18 protein-coding genes are annotated in these 19,310 nt (G+C 67.0%); 3 read left to right on the top strand and 15 right to left on the bottom strand.

Annotated elements, in window-relative coordinates:
• Positions 1-13: 13 nt before the first annotated feature.
• From PJ250_RS03650 to PJ250_RS03700, 11 genes are all read right to left on the bottom strand, one after another.
• Positions 14-652, bottom strand: a complete 639-nt coding sequence (locus PJ250_RS03650) for a hypothetical protein (RefSeq protein ID WP_271647192.1) — start codon at positions 650-652, stop codon at positions 14-16.
• 269 nt (positions 653-921) lie between these two features.
• Positions 922-1,347 carry a hypothetical protein gene (locus PJ250_RS03655; RefSeq protein WP_271647193.1) on the bottom strand — a complete coding sequence of 142 codons (426 nt, stop codon included), beginning with the start codon at positions 1,345-1,347 and terminating at the stop codon, positions 922-924.
• Between the two features lie 216 nt (positions 1,348-1,563).
• Positions 1,564-2,937: an ATP-dependent protease ATPase subunit HslU gene (gene hslU / locus PJ250_RS03660; protein ID WP_271647194.1), complete on the bottom strand. Its 1,374-nt coding sequence runs from the start codon at positions 2,935-2,937 to the stop codon at positions 1,564-1,566.
• A 127-nt stretch (positions 2,938-3,064) separates the two neighbouring features.
• Positions 3,065-3,616, bottom strand: coding sequence for an ATP-dependent protease subunit HslV (hslV, locus tag PJ250_RS03665; protein WP_271647195.1), 552 nt, complete (start codon positions 3,614-3,616; stop codon positions 3,065-3,067).
• 324 nt (positions 3,617-3,940) lie between these two features.
• Positions 3,941-4,414, bottom strand: a complete 474-nt coding sequence (locus PJ250_RS03670) for a DUF1203 domain-containing protein (protein WP_271647196.1) — start codon at positions 4,412-4,414, stop codon at positions 3,941-3,943.
• Positions 4,415-4,498: 84 nt separating this feature from the next.
• A complete protein-coding gene (gene xerC / locus PJ250_RS03675; RefSeq protein WP_271647197.1) occupies positions 4,499-5,377 on the bottom strand; it encodes a tyrosine recombinase XerC in 879 nt (292 codons plus the stop codon).
• 61 nt (positions 5,378-5,438) lie between these two features.
• Positions 5,439-6,122: a DUF484 family protein gene (locus tag PJ250_RS03680; RefSeq protein ID WP_271647198.1), complete on the bottom strand. Its 684-nt coding sequence runs from the start codon at positions 6,120-6,122 to the stop codon at positions 5,439-5,441.
• Positions 6,119-6,961, bottom strand: a complete 843-nt coding sequence (gene dapF, locus PJ250_RS03685; protein WP_271647199.1) for a diaminopimelate epimerase — start codon at positions 6,959-6,961, stop codon at positions 6,119-6,121. The genes PJ250_RS03680 and dapF overlap by 4 nt, the downstream gene beginning before the upstream one ends.
• Entirely contained in the window at positions 6,954-7,244 is a 291-nt protein-coding gene (locus PJ250_RS03690; protein ID WP_271647200.1) for an LPS translocon maturation chaperone LptM, read from the bottom strand. Before PJ250_RS03690 ends, dapF begins: the two co-directional genes overlap by 8 nt.
• 68 nt (positions 7,245-7,312) lie before the next feature.
• Positions 7,313-7,738, bottom strand: a complete 426-nt coding sequence (locus PJ250_RS03695; protein ID WP_271647201.1) for a YbaN family protein — start codon at positions 7,736-7,738, stop codon at positions 7,313-7,315.
• A gap of 280 nt (positions 7,739-8,018) precedes the next feature.
• Positions 8,019-10,142 (bottom strand): S9 family peptidase, encoded by a 2,124-nt coding sequence (locus PJ250_RS03700; protein WP_271647202.1) that lies wholly within the window; start codon positions 10,140-10,142, stop codon positions 8,019-8,021.
• 92 nt (positions 10,143-10,234) lie between these two features.
• Here PJ250_RS03700 and PJ250_RS03705 point away from each other — a divergent pair, with 92 nt between their 5' ends.
• Positions 10,235-11,437 carry a pyridoxal phosphate-dependent aminotransferase gene (locus tag PJ250_RS03705; RefSeq protein WP_271647203.1) on the top strand — a complete coding sequence of 401 codons (1,203 nt, stop codon included), beginning with the start codon at positions 10,235-10,237 and terminating at the stop codon, positions 11,435-11,437.
• Positions 11,438-11,488: 51 nt separating this feature from the next.
• Here PJ250_RS03705 and PJ250_RS03710 read toward each other — a convergent pair whose 3' ends face one another.
• A complete protein-coding gene (locus PJ250_RS03710; RefSeq protein WP_271647204.1) occupies positions 11,489-13,588 on the bottom strand; it encodes a prolyl oligopeptidase family serine peptidase in 2,100 nt (699 codons plus the stop codon).
• Between the two features lie 73 nt (positions 13,589-13,661).
• Positions 13,662-13,997, bottom strand: coding sequence for a hypothetical protein (locus PJ250_RS03715; protein ID WP_271647205.1), 336 nt, complete (start codon positions 13,995-13,997; stop codon positions 13,662-13,664).
• Between the two features lie 126 nt (positions 13,998-14,123).
• Here PJ250_RS03715 and PJ250_RS03720 point away from each other — a divergent pair, with 126 nt between their 5' ends.
• Positions 14,124-14,714 (top strand): lipocalin family protein, encoded by a 591-nt coding sequence (locus PJ250_RS03720; RefSeq protein WP_271647206.1) that lies wholly within the window; start codon positions 14,124-14,126, stop codon positions 14,712-14,714.
• 157 nt (positions 14,715-14,871) lie between these two features.
• Here the strand turns inward: PJ250_RS03720 and secA are convergent, their stop codons facing one another.
• A complete protein-coding gene (secA, locus tag PJ250_RS03725) occupies positions 14,872-17,622 on the bottom strand; it encodes a preprotein translocase subunit SecA (RefSeq protein WP_271647207.1) in 2,751 nt (916 codons plus the stop codon).
• 215 nt (positions 17,623-17,837) lie between these two features.
• On the bottom strand, positions 17,838-18,788 hold the full coding sequence (locus PJ250_RS03730; RefSeq protein ID WP_271647208.1) for a M23 family metallopeptidase: 951 nt from the start codon (positions 18,786-18,788) through the stop codon (positions 17,838-17,840).
• A gap of 9 nt (positions 18,789-18,797) precedes the next feature.
• Here PJ250_RS03730 and PJ250_RS03735 point away from each other — a divergent pair, with 9 nt between their 5' ends.
• Positions 18,798-19,271, top strand: a complete 474-nt coding sequence (locus tag PJ250_RS03735) for a DciA family protein (protein ID WP_333909501.1) — start codon at positions 18,798-18,800, stop codon at positions 19,269-19,271.
• The last annotated feature ends 39 nt before the right edge of the window (positions 19,272-19,310 follow it).

The raw sequence follows: 19,310 nt of genomic DNA on the forward strand, positions 1-19,310 counted from the left end.
GCCGCCAAGTCCCTCAGGCGTGTTGGGGCGGGTCGAAGGTGTCCCGATACGCCCAATAGCCTACATAGCCCAGCGGCAGCACCAGCAGCAGAAGCCAGGGCTGATACACGAAGCCGACCACCAGCGCGCATGACACCAGCAGCGACACCGTCAGCGGGCGCCAGCCGGTCCGCAGCAGGCGCAGATTCTCCCCCAGCGCCATGCCAGCCGGCATGCCATCGAGCACCATCCGCGGCACGGTGAAGAACAGCAGCATGGCCGGAATCGTCCCCGAGCCGAGGACACAGGCCACTTGCGCCCGCGAGAAGGCCTGCCCGACGCCGGGATCCGCCGTCAGCAGCAGTCGTGCCGCCGGTCCGCCCGCCAGCCCCCAGGCCAGCAGCACCTGCAGGACGAAGACACAGGCGGACATCAGGGCCACCAGGATCAGCGTGTTACGCAGCGCAAGCGTACGCCGCAGCGCCAGGCCCATCGCGAAGCGCCCGCTGCGTACCCGCTGGTCGGTCGTCACCAGCCACCACACCGACACCATGGGCACTAGCAGCTTGGAGACAACGACACCCGCAACCGGAACGCCGACCTGCAGCACGGCCTCGACAAGCATCGGGCAGAGGCACAACGCCATCCATCGCAGCGGGACGGCGCGGAACATCCGCCAGGCCTGACCACACCAGTGCAGAAAGCGCCGCGCGGGCCAAGGCTGGCGGGGGGCCTGGGATAAAGCGGGAGATGAGGCGATGTGCATGCGACGCTCCTGTCGGGTGGTGTCTTGTCAAAGACCGTCCCTGCAGGAAAAACCTGACACGCATGATCGTCACGACCCATCGCGACTGTTCTCGCAGGTGTCCGTTGCCCAACTCAACGCAAAACGGCGCGCCCTGAAAGGAACGCGCCGTCGTACAACCCGAGCGGCCCGCTGGCCTACATCGGATCGATATGGAACGCACCGAAGGCGATACCCACGTCCCAGCCCTTGCCGGTCCCGGCCAGCGACAGGGAGACCTCGCCCTTGGTCATGACCTGGGCCTTGCTGGACTTCTCCGCGCCGGCATGCGCCTCGGCGGTAGCGTAGCTGCCCAGCACCTCGTTGAGGTTGCGCACCTCGGTGAACTCACCGGTCCCCTCGATGGTCGACTTGCCCACCGTCAGGCCGCCGCCCTTGGCGCTGACCTTGACCGGCATGCTCTCGCCATCGTCGCAGGTCACCCGGCCGGTGCCTTCGGAGGTCTTGTAGAACGCCGACCAGCCGGACATCTTGAAGTCCAAATGGCAGGTGGTCCGCGCATAGGAGGGCGCGGCGAACGCGGCCAGTGACAGTGCCGAGACGAGCGCAAGCGAACGCAGCATGGGCGACTCCCGAAGGAAATGAACAGGGCCGTGAGCATGCTCGCCGCTGGGTGAAGGCAGCCTAAAACTTCGCCTCCCCTGGTGTGGGAGCCGCCACGGCGGCGAAGGGCTTCACCAGGAAAGCCTCATCGCCATCATGGCAGCTCCCCACCCGGCATCGGCAACGAAAAAAGCGCTCCCTGGGGAGCGCCTTTGTCGTGTTGATCGCAGGCCGGATCAGAGAATGTAACGACTCAGATCCGGGTCCTGCACCAGCTCGTCCAGGTACTTGTCCACGTAGGCGCGGTCGATGGCGACGGTCTCGCCATCGCGGTCGGGAGCTTCGTAGCTGAGCGTGTCGAGCAAGCGTTCGAGCACGGTATGCAGGCGACGCGCGCCGATGTTCTCCTGACGCTCGTTGACCTGGGCGGCGATCTCGGCCAGCCGCTCCACGGCCTCGGGCGCGAAGGACAACGTTACGCCTTCGGTCTGCATCAGCTGCACGTACTGCTTGGTCAGCGCGGCCTTGGGCTCGGTGAGGATGCGCACGAAGTCGTCCTTGCTCAACGCCCCCAGTTCCACGCGGATCGGGAAGCGGCCCTGCAGCTCGGGGATCAGGTCGCTGGGCTTGGCCAGGTGGAAGGCGCCGGAGGCGATGAACAGGATGTGGTCGGTCTTGACCGTGCCGTACTTGGTCGACACGTTGCTGCCTTCCACCAGCGGCAGCAGGTCGCGCTGCACGCCCTCGCGCGATACATCGCCGCCGCCGACGTTGTCGCCGCGCTTGGCCACCTTGTCGATCTCGTCGATGAAGACGATGCCGTGCTGCTCGCAGGCCTCGATCGCCGCGGCGCGCACATCGTCCTCGTTGACCAGCTTGGCGGCTTCTTCTTCGATCAGCTGCGGCCGCGCGGCCTTGATGGTCACCGTGCGCTTCTGGGTCTTGCCGCCGCCCAGGTTGGAGAACATCTGCTTGAGCTGCTGGCCCATTTCCTCCATGCCCGGCGGGGTCATGATGTCCACGCCGCCGGTGTTGAGCGAAAGCTCCAGCTCGATTTCCTTGTCGTCCAGCTCGCCCTTGCGCAGCATCTTGCGAAACTTGGCCCGGGTGTCGTTGTCCTGCGCGGACGGCTCATTGGCGACCACCGACGGATCGAAGCCGATGCCGCTGCTGCGCTTGGGCAGCAGCGCATCGAGAATACGGTCTTCGGCGCGCTCCTCGGCCTGGGTGCGCACGCGCGCCTTGGCCTGTTCGCGATAGAGCTTGACCGCGGTATCGGCCAGATCGCGGATGATCTGCTCCACGTCCTTGCCGACATAGCCGACCTCGGTGAAGCGCGTGGCCTCGACCTTGGTGAACGGTGCATTGGCCAAGGTGGCCAGGCGCCGGGCGATCTCGGTCTTGCCCACGCCGGTCGGCCCGATCATCAGGATGTTCTTGGGCATCACCTCATTGCGCAGCTCCGGATCGAGCTGGGCGCGGCGCCAGCGGTTGCGCAGCGCGATGGCGACCGCACGCTTGGCCGCGTGCTGGCCGACGATGTGGCGGTCCAGCTCCTGCACGATCTCGCGCGGGGTCATGGTGGAAGAGGTCTGGGGAATCATCGACATGGAATGCTCGCGAATGAGGCAGGGATTTCGGCTTTCGGCCGGAACGACCGTCAACGGTGCGGATAGGGCCCCGCTTGCCGGGGCCGGGATGCGAAGACGAGGCAGCGCGACGCGCGCTTTGCGTCGCTTACAGCTCCTCGACCACCACGTTGCGATTGGTGTAGATGCAGATGTCACCGGCGATATGCAGCGCCTCGGTGGCGATGGTCTTGGCATCCAACTCGGTATGGCCCATCAGCGCACGCGCAGCCGACAGCGCGTAGGATCCACCGGAGCCGATGGCGATGATGCCGTCCTCCGGCTCGATCACATCGCCGGTGCCGCTGATGATCAGCGAGGTGTCCTTGTCGGCCACGGCCAACAGCGCTTCCAACTTGCCGTAGCGGCGCTCGGTGCGCCAATCCTTAGCCAGTTCCACGGCGGCACGCTGCAGTTGGCCGTGCTTTTCCAGCTTGGCCTCGAACAGTTCGAACAGGGTGAAGGCATCGGCCGCGGCGCCAGCGAAACCGGCCAACACGTGGCCGTCGCGGCCCAGCCGCCGCACCTTGCGCGCGTTGCCCTTCATCACGGTATGGCCCAGCGTGACCTGGCCATCACCGGCGATGGCGACATGGCCGTTGCGGCGCACCGACAGGATGGTGGTGGCATGAAAGACGTTGGGGTTCTGGCTGGGGTCCATGGCAGGCTCCGAAATGCTTCCAGAGCAGATGGGGCGCCTGTACCGGGTCTTCAACCCGCGATCCGCGCCTGAGGGCCGGCACGCAGGCACGGCTGTCGCGATGACTTCCTCGCGGGGCCGCGATGCCGTCTGCGCCCCTTATTCGCCGCTTGCAGCACTGCTTGCTGCCGTCAAGCAGTGCCTTGGCCCGGCTGGTGCCCGCGATGTCTGGTCATTCGAGGCACCGCCTCCAGGCCGTGCAAGCTGAACCATGACCAGACTGACATTGGGTGCAGCGCGTCGACCAAGGCCCGGCCCCTGCTCGACCGCCGGTGCCGACAAGGCTCAGGCGACGCGGCTGGCCAGGCACGAAAAGCACCCCTGCCGTGCGTTATGCAGATGCGCGTAGGCCACATCCTGGTTCGCGAACAAGTCATCCAGTGCCTGGGCGACATCGATCCCTTGATACACCTCGGCGCACAGCATCATGGCGCGCTGGTCGTAGGCACGCAGCGAGATCAGGCGGCGGCTGACATAGGGCGGGACATCGCCCGGCGCCAGCACCGCCTGCGTCACCTTGGCACGCACGTAGACCGGACCGGAACTGCGATAGGGCGAGTCGACGGCGTGGTGCAGATACGGGAGCAGCAGTACGTCTTCGCCGAGCGGCGCATCCTCCAGGCTGATGCGGCACGGATAGCCAGACGCGTCATCGACGCGGCAACGTCGCATGCCGCGCGTGGCCAAGGCCGCGTCGTCCATTGCGAAGAAGGGCTGGAAGGCCTGGTGGTCGAGACCGGAGAGCTGGAAACGGGACATGGGGGCACCGCGGATGGATCGAACACCAGCATGACCGCCGGCACGCCGCACCGCTCGCCGTTTGCGGACATCACATTGCGTTGCTCAGGACTTGCGCCTGGCCCGTGGATGCGCCCCGTCATAGACCTTGGCCAGGTGCTGAAAATCCAGGTGCGTATAGACCTGCGTGGTGGCGATGTCCGCATGTCCGAGCAGTTCCTGCACGCCGCGCAGGTCCCCGGAGGACTCTAGGATATGGCTGGCAAAGCTGTGCCGCAGCATGTGCGGGTGGACATGCTTGAACAGGCCCTGGCGCTGGGCCAGCTGCTTGATCCGCAGCTGCACGGCGCGCTGCGAGATGGGCGCGCCACCGCGCCCGGGAAACACCTGCGCGCTGTCGGCCGCGGGCCGGTCTTCGCGCCAGGCCTGCAAGGCCTGCCGCGCATGGCGGCCCACCGGCACGATGCGCTGCTTGCGTCCCTTACCCAGCACCGTGACCAGGCCGGCCGCCAGGTCCAAGTCCTGCCAGCGCAGCGCGCACAGCTCGCTCAGGCGCAGGCCCGAGGAATAGAACAGCTCCAGCAACGCGCGATCGCGTAGTCCCAGCGGCGCGTCGGTGGGCACCTCGACCAGTTGCGTGGCCTCGTCGGCATCGAGCACCTTGGGCAACTTGCGCGACGCCTTGGGCGCACGCAGGCCGGCCGCGGGGCTGGCGGGGATGCGCCCATGCTTGAGCAGCCAGCTGTAGAAGCTGCGGCACGCGGAAAGACGGCGCTGCAAGCTCTTGGGTGCCAGCCCGGCGCGGTGTCCGGCGGCGATGAAGGCCCGCAGCTGGTCGGCCTGCAACTCTTCCAGGTCGACGATCTCCTGGCCCTGTGCCCACTGGGCCAGCGCGGTCAGATCACGCCGGTAGGCGTCCAGGGTGTGCGCGGAGACCTGACGCTCGACACGCAGGTGCTCAAGGAAGGATTCAACGGCGGACATACCGTGGCCTCATGGCTGCATCCGCTGACGCAGCACGCGCGTGACCATCGCGGTCATGCGCCTAGTCCGCGGCGTCGAAACGCTTGAGCGCCACAGCAAGCGCCTCGCCCATCATGCGCAAGAACAGCGTTCCCATGCCGGGATAGAAGCGGTTGCCATCGCGGCTGCCCACCGCGACCAAGCCCACGCCGGGCAGCGGCAGCAGCGCCGACGAACCGACTTCGTCTGCCTGGGAGGCATAGAGCAGGGCATTTTTCTGTGGCTGCAGGCGTCCGCAAAGCGGCTCGCCATCGGCCAGGCAGTCGCGGAACGGCGCCAGGTGGGGACTGTCGGACGGCATGGACTGCAGCCAGGGCGCCTGGGCCAGCGACTCGGGCACCGGCTGGAAGATGACGAGACGCACCAGATCCCCGTGGAAGTCTTCCTCCAGCGAGGCGGCCATCGCCGACAAGGTGCCTGCGACGCTGTCCTGCCGCAGCAGGGCCAGGGTCAGCTGATGGACGCGCACGGCCAGGCGCTCGTTCTCCAGGGCGTTGGCCGACAGCTCGCCCAAGCGCCGCGACAGCTCACGGTTCTTGTCACGCAGGACGTCGAGCTGATAGCTGGCCAGCGAGGCAGTCGGGCCCTCTTCCCGCGGCACGACCAGCGTGGCGGCCAGATCGGGGAACTGTTTCAGGAAGGTCGGATGGCGGCGCAGCCAGGCTGCGACCTCGTGGGCGCCGAGTTTCTCGGTCACTTGGCTCATGGATTCCACTCTCCCTCGTAGACAAAGGTCGCCGGCCCGGACATCACCACGGGGGCGTCGTCCGCTGGCCAGTCGATCTGGAGGTCGCCGCCCGGCAAGGCGACGGTGACACTGCGCTCGACCAGGCCACGCCGCATCAGCACCACGGCGGCGGCGCAGGCGCCACTGCCGCAGGCCAGGGTTTCGCCCACCCCACGCTCGAACACCCGCAGCGCGATCCGGGTCGGCGACACCACCTGGGCGAACCCTACGTTGACCGACTCGGGGAACGCCGGCAGACGCTGCAACGCAGGTCCCAGCGTGGCGACCGGCGCCAGCGCGATGTCATCGACCTGCAGCACCGCATGCGGGTTTCCCATCGAGACCGCACCAAAGCTCACCGGCTGGCCATCCAGCAAGACCTGGTAAGGATCCTGCGGCGTGTCGAAGCCGGCCAACGGGAGCTGCGCCGGATCCCAGCGCGGCACGCCCATGGCCACGGCGAATCCAGCCTGGCCGCGCTGGACGCGATGCAGTCCGGCGGGACTTTCCATCTGGAAGTCATCGCCACCGGCGGTTCCGTCACGCACCAGCCAGGCCGCCACGCAACGTGCGCCGTTACCGCACTGCCCGGCCAGCGAACCATCGGCATTCCAGATCCGGTAGGAGGCCACGGCATCCGGACTGCGGGGAGCCTCGATCGTCAGGAGTTGGTCGCAGCCCACGCCCCGATGCCGGTCGGCCAGGCGCGCGGCCAGTTCGGCATCGGGTGCCGGCCGCCCGCCGCGCAGATCCAGCACCACAAAATCATTGCCCGCGCCATGCATCTTGGAAAAGCGCAGCGGCGTGGGGTCATTCATTCCCGCTGGTACCGCCTTCATCCACCGCTTGCTCCGCGGCGGCATCGGCTGCCGAGGGCGCGGAGGTCTCGTCCTCGGACTTGATCTGCACCGGGGGCGTGGCGCCCTGTTCGCCGACGGGCGCGACCTGGGTCGGCGTGGCGGCGGGATCATCAACAGCCGGTGACGCGGCCGGCTGCACCGGAACGGGCTTTTCGGGCAGCACAAGCGGCCCCTTGTTGCCACAGGCCGACAGGGCCAGCAGCACGGCGCTCGACAGCGCAAATCGGGAGACGGTCTTCATGGGCAAAGAGTATAGCGAGTGCGTGCAGCGTCCCAACGCAACATCCACCCACGGGACGGCTACCGCATTCAGCCGTCCTGCGGCGGCTCCGGGCGCTGCCACAGCCAGATCACCACCGCCGACATGCACAGCACGGGGATGGCGGACATCCACCAGTGATGCCCAGCGAAGGCCAGCATCACTCCGACGGTGAACACGGCGCTGGCCAGCATGGTCCAGCTGGCCAACCACTTGGCCCGCCGCGGCACCGCGCCATGGGTCTGCCAGTCGCGGATCACCGGACCGAAGTGGCGGTGTTCCATGAGCGCCCGGTGCAGCTTCTCCGAGCCCCGCGAAGCGGCAAAGGCCGCGATCAGGATGAACACCGTGGTCGGCATGACCGGCAGGAACAGCCCGATCACCCCCAGCAGCAGGCTGCTCCAGGCCAGCAACCACCACGCCCAGCGAAAGCGGGTGGGCGGCGGGGAGACCTGAGGCGGGATGGGCGTGTGCACGCGCATATTCTCGCGCACCACTTGTGTAGGCGTCATCGCGGCACGCACACGCAGCGTTGCGCCCCTGGCGCACTCGCGCCCGCCGACCGCATCACCAAGCTGTGCCCGCAGGCAATCGCCCAAGGGCCGGGAAGCATCACCTGCGGGACGATGCCAGCCTCAGAACTGCCACGACCAGCTCAGCTGCGCACCAAACTCACGCTGCCCATCGCCGACTCGGCCGTCAAAAGCGCGCGGCACTTCACCGCACACCATTCACCAAGCCAAGGAATGCGCAGCCTTAGCCGTCGCTGCCTACGCCCAACTGGTCCAGCATGAAGGCGTAGTACTCGGACATTTCCTGGTAGCGGCGGAAGCGACCGGACTTGCCGCCGTGGCCGGCTTCCATGTTGATGCGGAACACCACCGGCTGCTTGCCGGTGTCCAGGTCACGCAGCCGGGCGACGTACTTGGTGGGCTCCCAGTACTGCACCTGGGAGTCCCACAGGCCGGTCCCGACGAACATCGCCGGATACGCACGGGCCTTGAGGTTGTCGTAGGGCGAATAGGTGACGATGTAGTCGTAGAACGCCTTCTGCTCCGGGTTGCCCCATTCGTCGTACTCGTTGGTGGTCAGCGGGATGCTCGGATCCAGCATGGTGGTGACCACGTCCACGAACGGCACCTGGGAAATGATCACCCGGTAGTCGTCCGGCGCCATGTTGGTGATCGCCCCCATCAGCAGGCCACCGGCGCTGCCCCCCATCGCCGCGACACGGTCCTTGGCGGCGTAGCCCTGCTTGACCAGCGCCTCGGTCACGTCGATGAAGTCGGTGAAGGTGTTCTTCTTCTTGAGCAGCTTGCCGTTGTCGTACCAGGCCCGTCCCATCTCCTCGCCGCCGCGGATGTGGGCAATGGCGTAGACCATGCCGCGGTCCAGCAGGCTCACCACCGTACCGGAGAAGCCCGGATCCATCGACGCGCCGTAGCTGCCGTAGCCATATTGCAGCAGCGCGGCGGTGCCATCCTTCTTGAAGCCGTTCTTGTACACCAGCGAGACCGGGACCTTGGTGCCATCGCGCGCGGTGACCCACAGGCGCTCGGTGGTGTACTTGGACGGGTCGTAGCCCAGCACCGGCTGCTGCTTCATCAGCCGCCGCTCGCCGGTGACCGTATTGAGCTCGTAGGTGGTGGCCGGCGTGGTCAACGAGGTGTAGCTGTAGCGCAACCACGGCGTGTCGTGTTCGGCATTGACGTCCAGCCCCATCGAGTAGGCGGGCTCGTCGGCCTTGACGAATTCGGAGGCGCCGTCCCGCTTCAGCAGCCGGATGCGCTCCAGCCCTTCCGAACGCTCGCCGATCGCGGTGAAGCCATCGAACAGCTCGAAGCCATCGATGTAGACGCTGTCGCTGTGCGCGACCCAGTCGGTCCACTGCTTGCGCGAACTTGCACCGTCCGGTGCGGTGACGAGCTTGAAGTTGGTGGCGCCATCGGCATTGGTGCGGATCACCCAGCGGCCATCGAAATGATCGGCGTCGTATTCGACGTCGCGGGCGCGCGGGGCCAGCACGGTGAAGGACTGCGGATCGGCCGCCGGCGCGTAGCGCTCTTCGCTGGAGACCGTGCTGTGCAGGCCGATGGTGATGTACTTGTCGTCGCGGGTGCGCCCCACGCCCATGTAGAAGCTGTCGTCGTGCTCCTCGTAGACAAGCGGGTCGTCGGCGACCGGCGTGCCCAGCACGTGCTTCTTCACGCGCACGGTGAGCAGGGTCTCCGGGTCGTTCTCGACATAGAACAGGGTTTTGTTGTCGTCGGCCCAGACCACGTTGGCCGACACGCCGGGGATCTCGTCGGGCAGCACCTTGCCCGTGGCCAGGTCCTTGAAGCGGATCGTGTACTGGCGCCGGCCCACCGCGTCATCGGCGTAGGCCAGCAGGGTGTTGTCCTGGCTGACGTCCCAGTCGCCGACGCTGTAGTAGCCCTTGCCCTGGGCCAGCGCGTTGACGTCCAGCAGCACTTCCTCCGTCGCGCCCATGTCGCCCTTGCGGCGCGCATGGATCGGATAGTCCTTGCCGGTCTCGTAGCGGGAGTAATACCAGTAGCCACGCTCGCGGTAAGGCACCGAGGCATCATCCTGCTTGATGCGCGCGACGATCTCCTTGTACAGCGTGTCCTGCAACGGCTTGAGCGGCGCCATGACCTGGTCGGCGTAGGCGTTCTCGGCCTTGAGGTAGTCGAGCATCTGCGGGTTGGTGCGCGTGTCGTCGCGCAACCAGTAGTACTCGTCCTGGCGCTGCGCGCCGAACGGCGCGGTGACCAGGTGCGGCTTCTTCTCGACATCCGGCGGGGTGAGTTGAGCGGCCAGGGTGGAAACGGGGGAGAGCGTCATCAGGGTCGAAATCACAAGAGGAATGAAGGTTTTCATCGGCGTGCAGGCGCGTTCCACACCAGGGAGATGCGGCAGTGTCCATGTCAACGCCGGGCGGTGGCAAGCCGGGACAGGCTGACAGTCCTATCATGGGAACGATGAACCCCTCTGCGTCTTCCGCCCGCCTCCCCTACAGCCAGCGCAGTCGCGATATCGCCCCTTTCCGGGTGATGCAGCTCAGCGCACGCGCGGCCGAACTTGAGCGCGCCGGCGCCGACGTGATCCACATGGAGGTCGGCGAGCCGGACTTCACCACCGCCGCGCCCATCGTCCAGGCGGGGCAGGCCGCGCTGGCCAAGGGACAGACGCGCTATACCGGTTCACGCGGGCTTCCGGCCTTGCGCGAGGCGCTGTCGCGCTTCTACCAGCAGCGCTATGGATTGGACATCGGACCGGAGCGGATCATGATCACGCCCGGTGGCTCGGGCGCGCTGCTGCTCGCCAGCGCCTTGCTCGTCGACCCCGGGCGGCACTGGCTGATGGCCGACCCGGCCTATCCCTGCAACCGCCAGTTCCTGCGGGTCATGGAAGGCAGCGCGCGGCTGGTGCCGGCCGGCCCGGAGAGCCAGTACCAGCTCACCCCGGCGCAGGTGGCTGCGCACTGGGACTCGGACACCGTCGGGGCGCTGGTTGCCTCGCCGGCCAATCCGACCGGCACCGTGCTTTCGCGCGAGGCACTGGCCGCGCTGTCGGACGCGGTGACCGCGCGCGGCGGGCACCTGGTGGTCGACGAGATCTACCACGGGCTGACCTACGGCATGGACGCGCCCAGCGTGCTGGAGGTCGATCCGGATGCGTTCGTGCTCAACAGCTTCTCCAAGTACTTCGGCATGACCGGCTGGCGCCTGGGGTGGCTGGTCGCCCCGGCCGACGCCATCCCCGCGCTGGAGCGCCTGGCACAGAACCTCTACATCGCCCCGTCGACCATCGCCCAGCACGCGGCGTTGGCGTGCTTCGCGCCGGAGACCATCGCCATCCTGGAAGCGCGCCGCGCCGCCTTCCAGGCCCGGCGCGACTGGCTGCTGCCGGCACTGCGCGGGCTGGGTTTCGAGATTCCGGTCGAGCCGCAGGGCGCCTTCTACCTGTACGCCGACATCAGCCGCTTCAGCCAGGATGCGCAGGCCTTCTGCGCGCATTTCCTGGAAACCGAGCACGTGGCCTTCACCCCGGGGATCGACTTTGGCGACCACCGCAACGGCCAGCACGTGCGCTTTGCCTACGCCAACAGCCTGGAACGGCTGCAGGAAGCCGTGACGCGCATCGCCCGCGGCCTGGAGACCTTCCGACACTGAGGCCAGGCGCGACCGGCCCGCGGTCGCGCCTGCCCCAACCGGCACCCGGCTTCAGTCGGCCAGCTGCTCCCACAGGAAGGTATAGGCCAACGCGTTCATGTGCGCGGACTGCGCATTGTTGGCCGCGCCGCCGTGGCCGCCTTCGATGTTCTCGTAGTAGCGCACGTCCTTGCCGGCATCGAGCATCATCGCCGCCATCTTGCGCGCATGCCCGGGATGCACGCGGTCGTCGCGCGTGGAGGTCATGAACAGCGTCGGCGGATACTGCTTGCTGGCATCGAACAGGTGATACGGGGAGAAGGTCTTGATGTAGTCCCAGTCGGCCGTATCCGGGTTGCCGTACTCGGCCATCCACGACGCACCAGCCAGCAGGTGGCTGTAGCGCTTCATGTCCAGTAGCGGCACCTGGACCACGATCGCGCCGAACAGCTGCGGATACTGGGTGAGCATGTTGCCCATCAGCAATCCCCCGTTGCTGCCCCCTTGCGCACCGAGGTGCCTGGGCGAGGTGATCTTCCTGTCCACCAGATCCTGGGCGACGGCGGCAAAATCCTCATAGGCCTTGTGGCGATTGGCCTTGAGCGCGGCCTGGTGCCAGCGCGGGCCGTACTCGCCACCACCGCGGATGTTGGCCACCGCATACACGCCTCCCTTCTCCAGCCAGCCCTTGCCGATGCCACCCGAGTAACCCGGCGTCATCGAGATCTCGAACCCGCCATAGCCATACAGCAGCGTCGGCGCGGTGCCGTCGTACTTCAGGTCCTTGGGCCGCACCAGGAAATACGGCACCCGGGTCCCGTCCTTGGACGTGGCGAAGTGCTGCTCGATCACATCGCGCGAGGCATCGAAGAAGGCCGGCATCGTCTTCAGCGGTTCGATCTGCGCCTGCGGGGTAGCCGCATCGGCCAGCAACAGCGTGGTCGGCGTCAGGTAATCGGTGACCGTCAGCCACAGCGCGTCGGAATGCTCGGCATCCACGGCGCTGGCGCTGATCGCGCCAAAGGGGGAATCGCCCACCTTCAGCGGCCTGGAGACCCACTTGCCCTGCTCGTGGGTCAACACGCTGAGGCGGTTCTTGACGTCCTCCATGACGTTGAGCACGACGTGGTGCCGGGTGAGCGTCGCCCCGGCCAGCGAGGTTGTCAGCGTCGGCTCGAACAGCACATCGAACTCGCGCTTGCCGGCCATGAAGTCATCGAAGCGCGTGACCAGGAACGAGCCGGCCTGGTAGGTCTTGCCACCCACCGTCCACGGCTCACGCAGTTCCAGCCCCAGCCACTCGCGCTGCACCGACTTCTGCGCCGAATTGGGCGCATCGATCTTGGTCAGCGTGCCGTCCTTGCCCCGCAGATAGAGCTCATCGTTGTAGAAGGCGATGGTGCGGGAGACGAAATCGCGCTCGAAGCCCGGCGTGGCATCGTGCATCGCCGCGATGTACATGTCGTCGGCCTTGCCCTCGTATACCACCTTGGCCGATTCCAGCGGCGTGCCGCGCTTCCATTCCTTGACGATGCGGGGATAGCCCGAGGAGGTCATGCTGCCTTCGCCGAAGTCGGTGTAGACGTACACCGTGTCCGCGTCGATCCAGCCCAGGCCGCCCTTGGCCGCCGGGCGATAGAAGCCATCCTCCACCCAGGTCTTGGTGGTCAGGTCGAACTCGCGGGTCACATCGGCGTCCGAGCCGCCGCGCGAGAGCGCGATCAGGCAGCGGGTGTAGTCCGGCTCCCGGCAATCGGCGCCGTGCCAGACCCAGGTTTCCTTCTCCACGGCGTTGAGCGCGTCGATGTCCAGTACCGTTTCCCAGGCCGGATGGGGCTTGCGGTACTCGGCCAGGGTGGTGCGGCGCCACACGCCACGCGCGTGGTCCTGGTCCTTCCACAGGTTGTAGTAGTACTCACCGATCTTCTGGACATAGGGAATCTTGGCGTCCGAGTCCAGGATGGTGCGGATCTCGCCTTCCAGTTGCTTGAACTGCGGCGTGTCGGCCAGGGCGGCCTCGGTGCGGGCGTTCTGGGCCTTGACCCAGGTCAGCGGTCGTTCGCCTTCGACCTCCTCCATCCACTGGTAAGGGTCGTCGGTCATCGGGGCCTCCTGGGCGGGTGCGCTGCTGGCGGCTAGGCCGGCCACCAGTGCAAGGGCGAGTCGGGTCATCGTGGGATCCGTGCGATTCAAGTCGCCGGAACGCTAGCACAGCCACCCTCGCCCATTGCCGCAGCGCTCGACCTCAGGCGGCGGTCCGCAGGCCGCTGCGGCTGGACTTGCGACGGCGCGCCTGCGAACCGCGACGACGGCGACGGGGCGGCGCCGCGGATCGAGCTTGGCGACCGGCGCCCAGCGGCAGGCGGAAGCGATACAGCGACCACCACGCCGTCAGCGGCATGCCGACCAGCCACAGCGGCAGCCAGCCCAGTCCCTGGGTGTGTTCCCGGGCGGCCGGCAACAACAGCACCATGACCAGGCCGGTCAGGGTCAGCCCGCGCAACAGGTGGGCCAGCCGGGGGTCTGGCGGACCGGCCAGACGAGCCGGAGCAGAAACGTTCACTGCACGATACGTGGACATGGCGGGCCTCCAGTCAGGGTGGAGGCGCAGCGTGCCCCCGGCGATTCTCACCGGTTGCGACCTGCCCGACGGGGCGTTGACATCGCCTGGCCTAGCCTGCAGGTCCCGGCCGGAAAAGCTGCTGCCATGTCCCACGCGCTCCGCTCCCTGGCCGCTGGTGGCCTGATCCTGGCAACACTGCTGATGGCCGCCTGTGCGAGCGATCCCATGCCCCATTCCGTCTCGACGACCCCCATCGATCTCCAGCGCTACATGGGCGCTTGGCACGTCATCGCCCACGTGCCCTACTTCGGCGAACGCGGCCATGTCGCCAGCCGTGACGAATACACCCTGCGCCCCAACGGCAGCATCGGCGTGCATTACGTCTACCAGGAGGGCTTCGGCCAGCCGGTCAAGGATCTGAACTCGCGCGCCACGGTCAAGGACGGCACCGGCAACCGGCGCTGGACCACCTGGTTCTTCGGCGTGATCCCGACCAAGTACCGGATTCTGGAGGTGGCTCCGGATTACAGCTGGGCCTTGGTGGATTACCCCGGCCGTGACCTGGCGTGGGTCTTTTCGCGCACGGCCGATATGTCCGATGCCCAGTACGCCGATCTGGTCGCGAAGATGGCCGTGCACGGCGTGGACACGCACAAGCTGGTGCGCGTCCCCCAACTGGCCGAGCAGGAAGGACAGCCCGGGTTCGCTGCCGCCAAGAAGCCTCGCCAACGCTGAGGCCTTTTCACGTCGCGCGCGCCGCGTCCGGCATGGGTGGATCGGACCGATCAGGCGCTCATGTCATCCGCCGCCTGCACGCTTCGACGGCTGAAATGAAAGAAGGCCCGGATGTCGCCATCCGGGCCTTCATGTCTCAAGCGTGGACCGAGGTCGGTCAGCTCAACTGGCCGTGGCAGTGCTTGTACTTCTTGCCGCTGCCGCACGGACACGGATCGTTGCGACCGACCTTGGGCGCGTCGCGCAGGATCGTGCCCTGCACGCCCGCGGCGGCGGCCTGCGCGGCCGCCTGGGCCTGGGCAGCCTCTTCATCGGCACCGTAGCCGCCACTTTCGGCATGCTGGAACTGCATGGCGCGCTGCTGCATCTCGGCCATCCGCCGCTCCTGGGCTTCCAGTTCGGCCACCTCTTCCTCGGTGCGGATGCGCAGGCGCGAGAGGATGGTCACCACCTCGCGCTTGACGCTTTCCAGCATCTCGGAGAACAGCTCGAAGGCCTCCTTCTTGTACTCCTGCTTGGGCTGCTTCTGCGCATAACCGCGCAGGTGGATGCCCTGGCGCAGGTAGTCCATGCGCGCCAGGTGTTCCTTCCAGCCCTTGTCGAGCACGGTCAGCATCACGTGCTTTTCCAGGGTGCGCATGGTCTCGCTGCCCACCTGCGCTTCCTTCTGCGCGAAGTGCGCATCCAGCGCTTCCTGCACGCGCAGCTCGATGCGCTCGGCATCCAGTTCCTCGATCTCCTGCGGCCACTGCGTCACCGGCAGGTCGATGCCGGCCTCGGCGGCCAGCTCGGCCTGCAGGCCCGGCAGGTCCCATTGCTCGTCGATCGAGTTCGGCGGCACGTGGCGGGTCACCAGGTCGGCGACCACGTCGGCACGGATGCCGTCGATGTTGTCCTTCACCGACTCGGCCTCCAGCAACTCGTCGCGCTGGGCATAGATGACCTTGCGCTGGTCGTTGTTGACGTCGTCGAAGTCCAGCAGGTTCTTGCGGATGTCGAAGTTGTGCGCCTCGACCTTGCGTTGGGCCTTTTCGATCTGGCGGCTGACGAGGCGATCCTCGATCACGTCGTCCTCCTTCATGCCGATCAGCTTCATCGCCTTCTGCACCCAGTCGCTGGCGAAGATGCGCATCAGGTTGTCTTCCAGCGACAGGTAGAACCGGGACGAGCCCGGATCGCCCTGGCGGCCGGAGCGGCCACGCAGCTGGTTGTCGATGCGGCGGCTCTCGTGGCGCTCGGTGCCCACGATGTGCAGGCCGCCGGCCTCCTTGACCTTGTCGTGGCGCGCCTTCCAGTCGGCCTTGACCCGGGCCACGTCCAGCTCCGGCGCGTCCTCGCCCATCAGGGCCAGCTCGGCTTCCAGCGAACCGCCCAGCACGATGTCGGTGCCGCGGCCGGCCATGTTGGTGGCGATGGTGACCGCGCCCGGGCGACCGGCGTTGGCGACGATCGAGGCTTCGCGCTCGTGCTGCTTGGCGTTGAGCACTTCGTGCGGCACGCCGGCCTGGGCCAGGTGCTGGCTCAGCAGTTCGGAGGTCTCGATCGAGGTGGTGCCCACCAGCACCGGCTGTCCACGCTTGTAGCAGTCCTGGATGTCGGCCAGCACCGCGTTGAACTTGCCCTTGCGGTTGAGGAAGACCTGGTCGGAGGCATCCTTGCGGATGGTCGGCCGGTTGGTGGGGATCACGATCACTTCCAGGCCGTAGATGCTCTGGAACTCGTAGGCCTCGGTGTCCGCGGTGCCGGTCATGCCCGACAGCTTGTTGTACATGCGGAACAGGTTCTGGAAGGTGATGCTGGCCAGGGTCTGGTTCTCGCGCTGGACCGGCACGCCTTCCTTCGCTTCCACCGCCTGGTGCAGGCCATCGGACCAGCGGCGCCCGGTCAGGGTGCGACCGGTGAACTCGTCCACGATCACCACCTCGCCGTCGCGGACGATGTAGTCCACGTCGCGCTGGTAGATGGCATGCGCGCGCAGGGCGGCGTTGAGGTGGTGGACCACGCCCAGGTTCTGCGGCGAGTACAGGCCGTCGTCCTCGTCCTCCTTGAGGATGCCGGCGCTGCGCAACAGCTCCTCGGCATGCTCCTGGCCGGCCTCGGACAGGTGCACCTGCTTGGACTTCTCGTCGACCCAGTAGTCGCCCTCGCCTTCCTCGCTCTCCTGCTTCACCAGCGAGGGCACGATGCGGTTGACGCGGATGTACAGCTCCGGCGAATCGTCGGCCGGGCCGGAAATGATCAGCGGCGTGCGCGCCTCGTCGATCAGGATCGAATCGACCTCGTCGACGATGGCGAAGTTCAGGCTGCGCTGGTGGCGATCTTCCTTGGCCATGGCCATGTTGTCGCGCAGGTAGTCGAAGCCGAACTCGTTGTTGGTGCCGTAGGTGATGTCGGCGGCATAGGCGGCGCGCTTGTCGCCGTGCGGCATGCCCGGGTAGACCACGCCCACGCTCAGGCCCAGCCAGTTGTAGAGCTTGCCCATCTGGGCCGAGTCGCGGCGGGCCAGGTAGTCGTTGACGGTGACCACGTGCACGCCCTTGCCTTCCAGCGCGTTGAGGTAGACCGCCAGGGTCGCCACCAGGGTCTTGCCCTCACCGGTGCGCATTTCGGCGATCTTGCCCAGGTGCAGGACCATGCCGCCGACCAGCTGCACGTCGTAGTGGCGCAGGCCAAGCACGCGCATGGAGGCCTCGCGGCAGACCGCGAAGGCTTCGGGCAGGACCTTGTCCAGCGACTCCCCGTCGGCGATGCGCTTCTGGAACTTCGGCGTCTTGGCCTTGAGCTCCTCGTCGCTGAGCTTCTGCATCTCCGGTTCCAGCGCGTTGATGCGCGCCACCTGGCGGTCGAGCTGTTTGAGCAGGCGTTCGTTGCGACTGCCGAAAACACGGGTGAGCAAGCTGTTGATCATGGACGAGGAACCGGAATGGAAAGGAGCGTCGGCACCGCGCAGGCCTCATGTACCCCCAAGGCCCGGTGCCGAAAAGCGAAACAGGGCGCAAGGCGCCCCGTTTCGGCAACACGACATTGTAGCTTGGGGCGCGCCGCCCTGAATCAAGCCGCGCGGAAGATCACGCTGGCTGCGCGCGCAGGCCCGCCGTTGCGACGTCTGCCAGACTGCGCCCCTCAGCCGCGGACGCGGGTGCCGACCGGCGTGGGGCCTTCGCCCAGAAACTTGCGCGGATTGACCACGCGCCCGTCCTCCCAGACCTCGAAATGCACGTGGGCTCCGGTGGAACGCCCCGTGGAACCGGCTTTGGCCACCATCTGCCCGGCGCGGACCAGGTCGCCGGCCTTCACCACCAGGCGGGAATTGTGCGCGTAGCGGGTGACATAGCCGTTGCCGTGGTCGACCTCGACCACGTTGCCGTAACCGCTGCGGACCCCGGCGTAGCTCACCACGCCGTCGGCCACGGCCAGGACCGGGTCGCCCACATTGGCCTTGAAGTCGATGCCCTTGTGGTACTGACCACCACCGCCGAACGGATCGGCACGCCCCCCGAAGGGCGAGGTGATGTAGGTATGGGCCAGTGGCATCCGTGAGGGCGTCGCGTTGCGGTCCAGCTGGCGATTGAACAGCAGCGACTCCAGCACCGAGAGCTGCTGGCCGGAAGTGTCGAACTTGTTCTTCAGCGCATCCAGTCCCTGGGACAGTTCACGTGGGGGCATGTCGCTGGACGCCTCGGCGCCGCCAACGCCGACCGGCTCATCGAAGTTGAACTCGCCATCGGCGAGCTTGCCCATCTGGGTCAGCCGTTCGCCCAGGGCATTGAGCCGGTTGGCCTGGGCCTGCAGTTCGCCCAACCGGGCGGACATGGCGTTGATTTCCTGCTGCGCCCCGCGCTTGACCTGGTCCAGCTCGGCGGCCTGGCGCTGCGCCTTGGCCTCCAGGTAGGACACGCGGGCCATGCCGAAGGCACTGTGACCGATCACACCGACCACCAGCCCACTGGCCAGCAGGATGCCCGCGCTCAGCAGCGGACGGGTGTGACTGAAACGACGCGCCTGGACGGTACGGATGGCCAGCTGATGGCGGGCCCAGGAGCGCGTATTGTGGAGAACGTTGTTCAAGCTCATGGATCTGTGATGTCTCGTTCTAAGTCCCAGTCGCGTCAACCGGCGGCCCCGCGTCCGGCCCTGGAGGCCGCGATGGCGTCACCTGCCGCTGACCCGCTGCGTCGTGCCATGCAGCTGGACGCGCTGGAACAGCAACTACACCCCTATCTTCCGCCTGGACTGGCCGACCATTGCCGGTTGGCCAATGTCGCGGGCGGACGCTTGGTTTTTGTGGTCGATGCGCCCGTCTGGCAGGCCAAGCTGCGCCTGGCCTCCAACGAACTCATCGAGGCTGCCCGATCCATCGGGCTGACAGTCACCGCAGTCACTGCCAGAACGACCCTGCAACCGCTGTTCCCAAATGCAGCGGACGAGCCGCCGAAACCAGGCTTGACCCCGACGGCGCGCGCGGCGCTTCGGGAAGCCCTGGCGATGCTCGAAGACTCCCCAGACTCCGAGGCATCCGATTCGGGAACCGGCCGACACCCCGTTCAGCAACGTTAAGGCGAAGTGCAGGACCGGCAGGCATCGTACCGGCCCGTG

Source organism: Pseudoxanthomonas sp. JBR18, assembly GCF_028198165.1.
GTDB lineage: Bacteria > Pseudomonadota > Gammaproteobacteria > Xanthomonadales > Xanthomonadaceae > Pseudoxanthomonas_A.

What these genes read in the sequence shown, in the direction of transcription:
- PJ250_RS03730 (WP_271647208.1), bottom strand. Translation starts at nt 18,788, where the DNA reads ATGAGCTTGAACAACGTTCTCCACAATACGCGCTCCTGGGCCCGCCAT.
- xerC (WP_271647197.1), bottom strand. Translation starts at nt 5,377, where the DNA reads ATGTCCGCCGTTGAATCCTTCCTTGAGCACCTGCGTGTCGAGCGTCAG.
- PJ250_RS03650 (WP_271647192.1), bottom strand. Translation starts at nt 652, where the DNA reads ATGTTCCGCGCCGTCCCGCTGCGATGGATGGCGTTGTGCCTCTGCCCG.
- PJ250_RS03690 (WP_271647200.1), bottom strand. Translation starts at nt 7,244, where the DNA reads ATGAAGACCGTCTCCCGATTTGCGCTGTCGAGCGCCGTGCTGCTGGCC.
- PJ250_RS03715 (WP_271647205.1), bottom strand. Translation starts at nt 13,997, where the DNA reads ATGTCCACGTATCGTGCAGTGAACGTTTCTGCTCCGGCTCGTCTGGCC.
- secA (WP_271647207.1), bottom strand. Translation starts at nt 17,622, where the DNA reads ATGATCAACAGCTTGCTCACCCGTGTTTTCGGCAGTCGCAACGAACGC.
- hslV (WP_271647195.1), bottom strand. Translation starts at nt 3,616, where the DNA reads ATGGACCCCAGCCAGAACCCCAACGTCTTTCATGCCACCACCATCCTG.
- hslU (WP_271647194.1), bottom strand. Translation starts at nt 2,937, where the DNA reads ATGTCGATGATTCCCCAGACCTCTTCCACCATGACCCCGCGCGAGATC.
- PJ250_RS03655 (WP_271647193.1), bottom strand. Translation starts at nt 1,347, where the DNA reads ATGCTGCGTTCGCTTGCGCTCGTCTCGGCACTGTCACTGGCCGCGTTC.
- PJ250_RS03720 (WP_271647206.1), top strand. Translation starts at nt 14,124, where the DNA reads ATGTCCCACGCGCTCCGCTCCCTGGCCGCTGGTGGCCTGATCCTGGCA.
- PJ250_RS03735 (WP_333909501.1), top strand. Translation starts at nt 18,798, where the DNA reads ATGTCTCGTTCTAAGTCCCAGTCGCGTCAACCGGCGGCCCCGCGTCCG.
- PJ250_RS03710 (WP_271647204.1), bottom strand. Translation starts at nt 13,588, where the DNA reads ATGACCCGACTCGCCCTTGCACTGGTGGCCGGCCTAGCCGCCAGCAGC.
- PJ250_RS03670 (WP_271647196.1), bottom strand. Translation starts at nt 4,414, where the DNA reads ATGTCCCGTTTCCAGCTCTCCGGTCTCGACCACCAGGCCTTCCAGCCC.
- PJ250_RS03700 (WP_271647202.1), bottom strand. Translation starts at nt 10,142, where the DNA reads ATGAAAACCTTCATTCCTCTTGTGATTTCGACCCTGATGACGCTCTCC.
- PJ250_RS03705 (WP_271647203.1), top strand. Translation starts at nt 10,235, where the DNA reads ATGGGAACGATGAACCCCTCTGCGTCTTCCGCCCGCCTCCCCTACAGC.
- PJ250_RS03680 (WP_271647198.1), bottom strand. Translation starts at nt 6,122, where the DNA reads ATGAGCCAAGTGACCGAGAAACTCGGCGCCCACGAGGTCGCAGCCTGG.
- dapF (WP_271647199.1), bottom strand. Translation starts at nt 6,961, where the DNA reads ATGAATGACCCCACGCCGCTGCGCTTTTCCAAGATGCATGGCGCGGGC.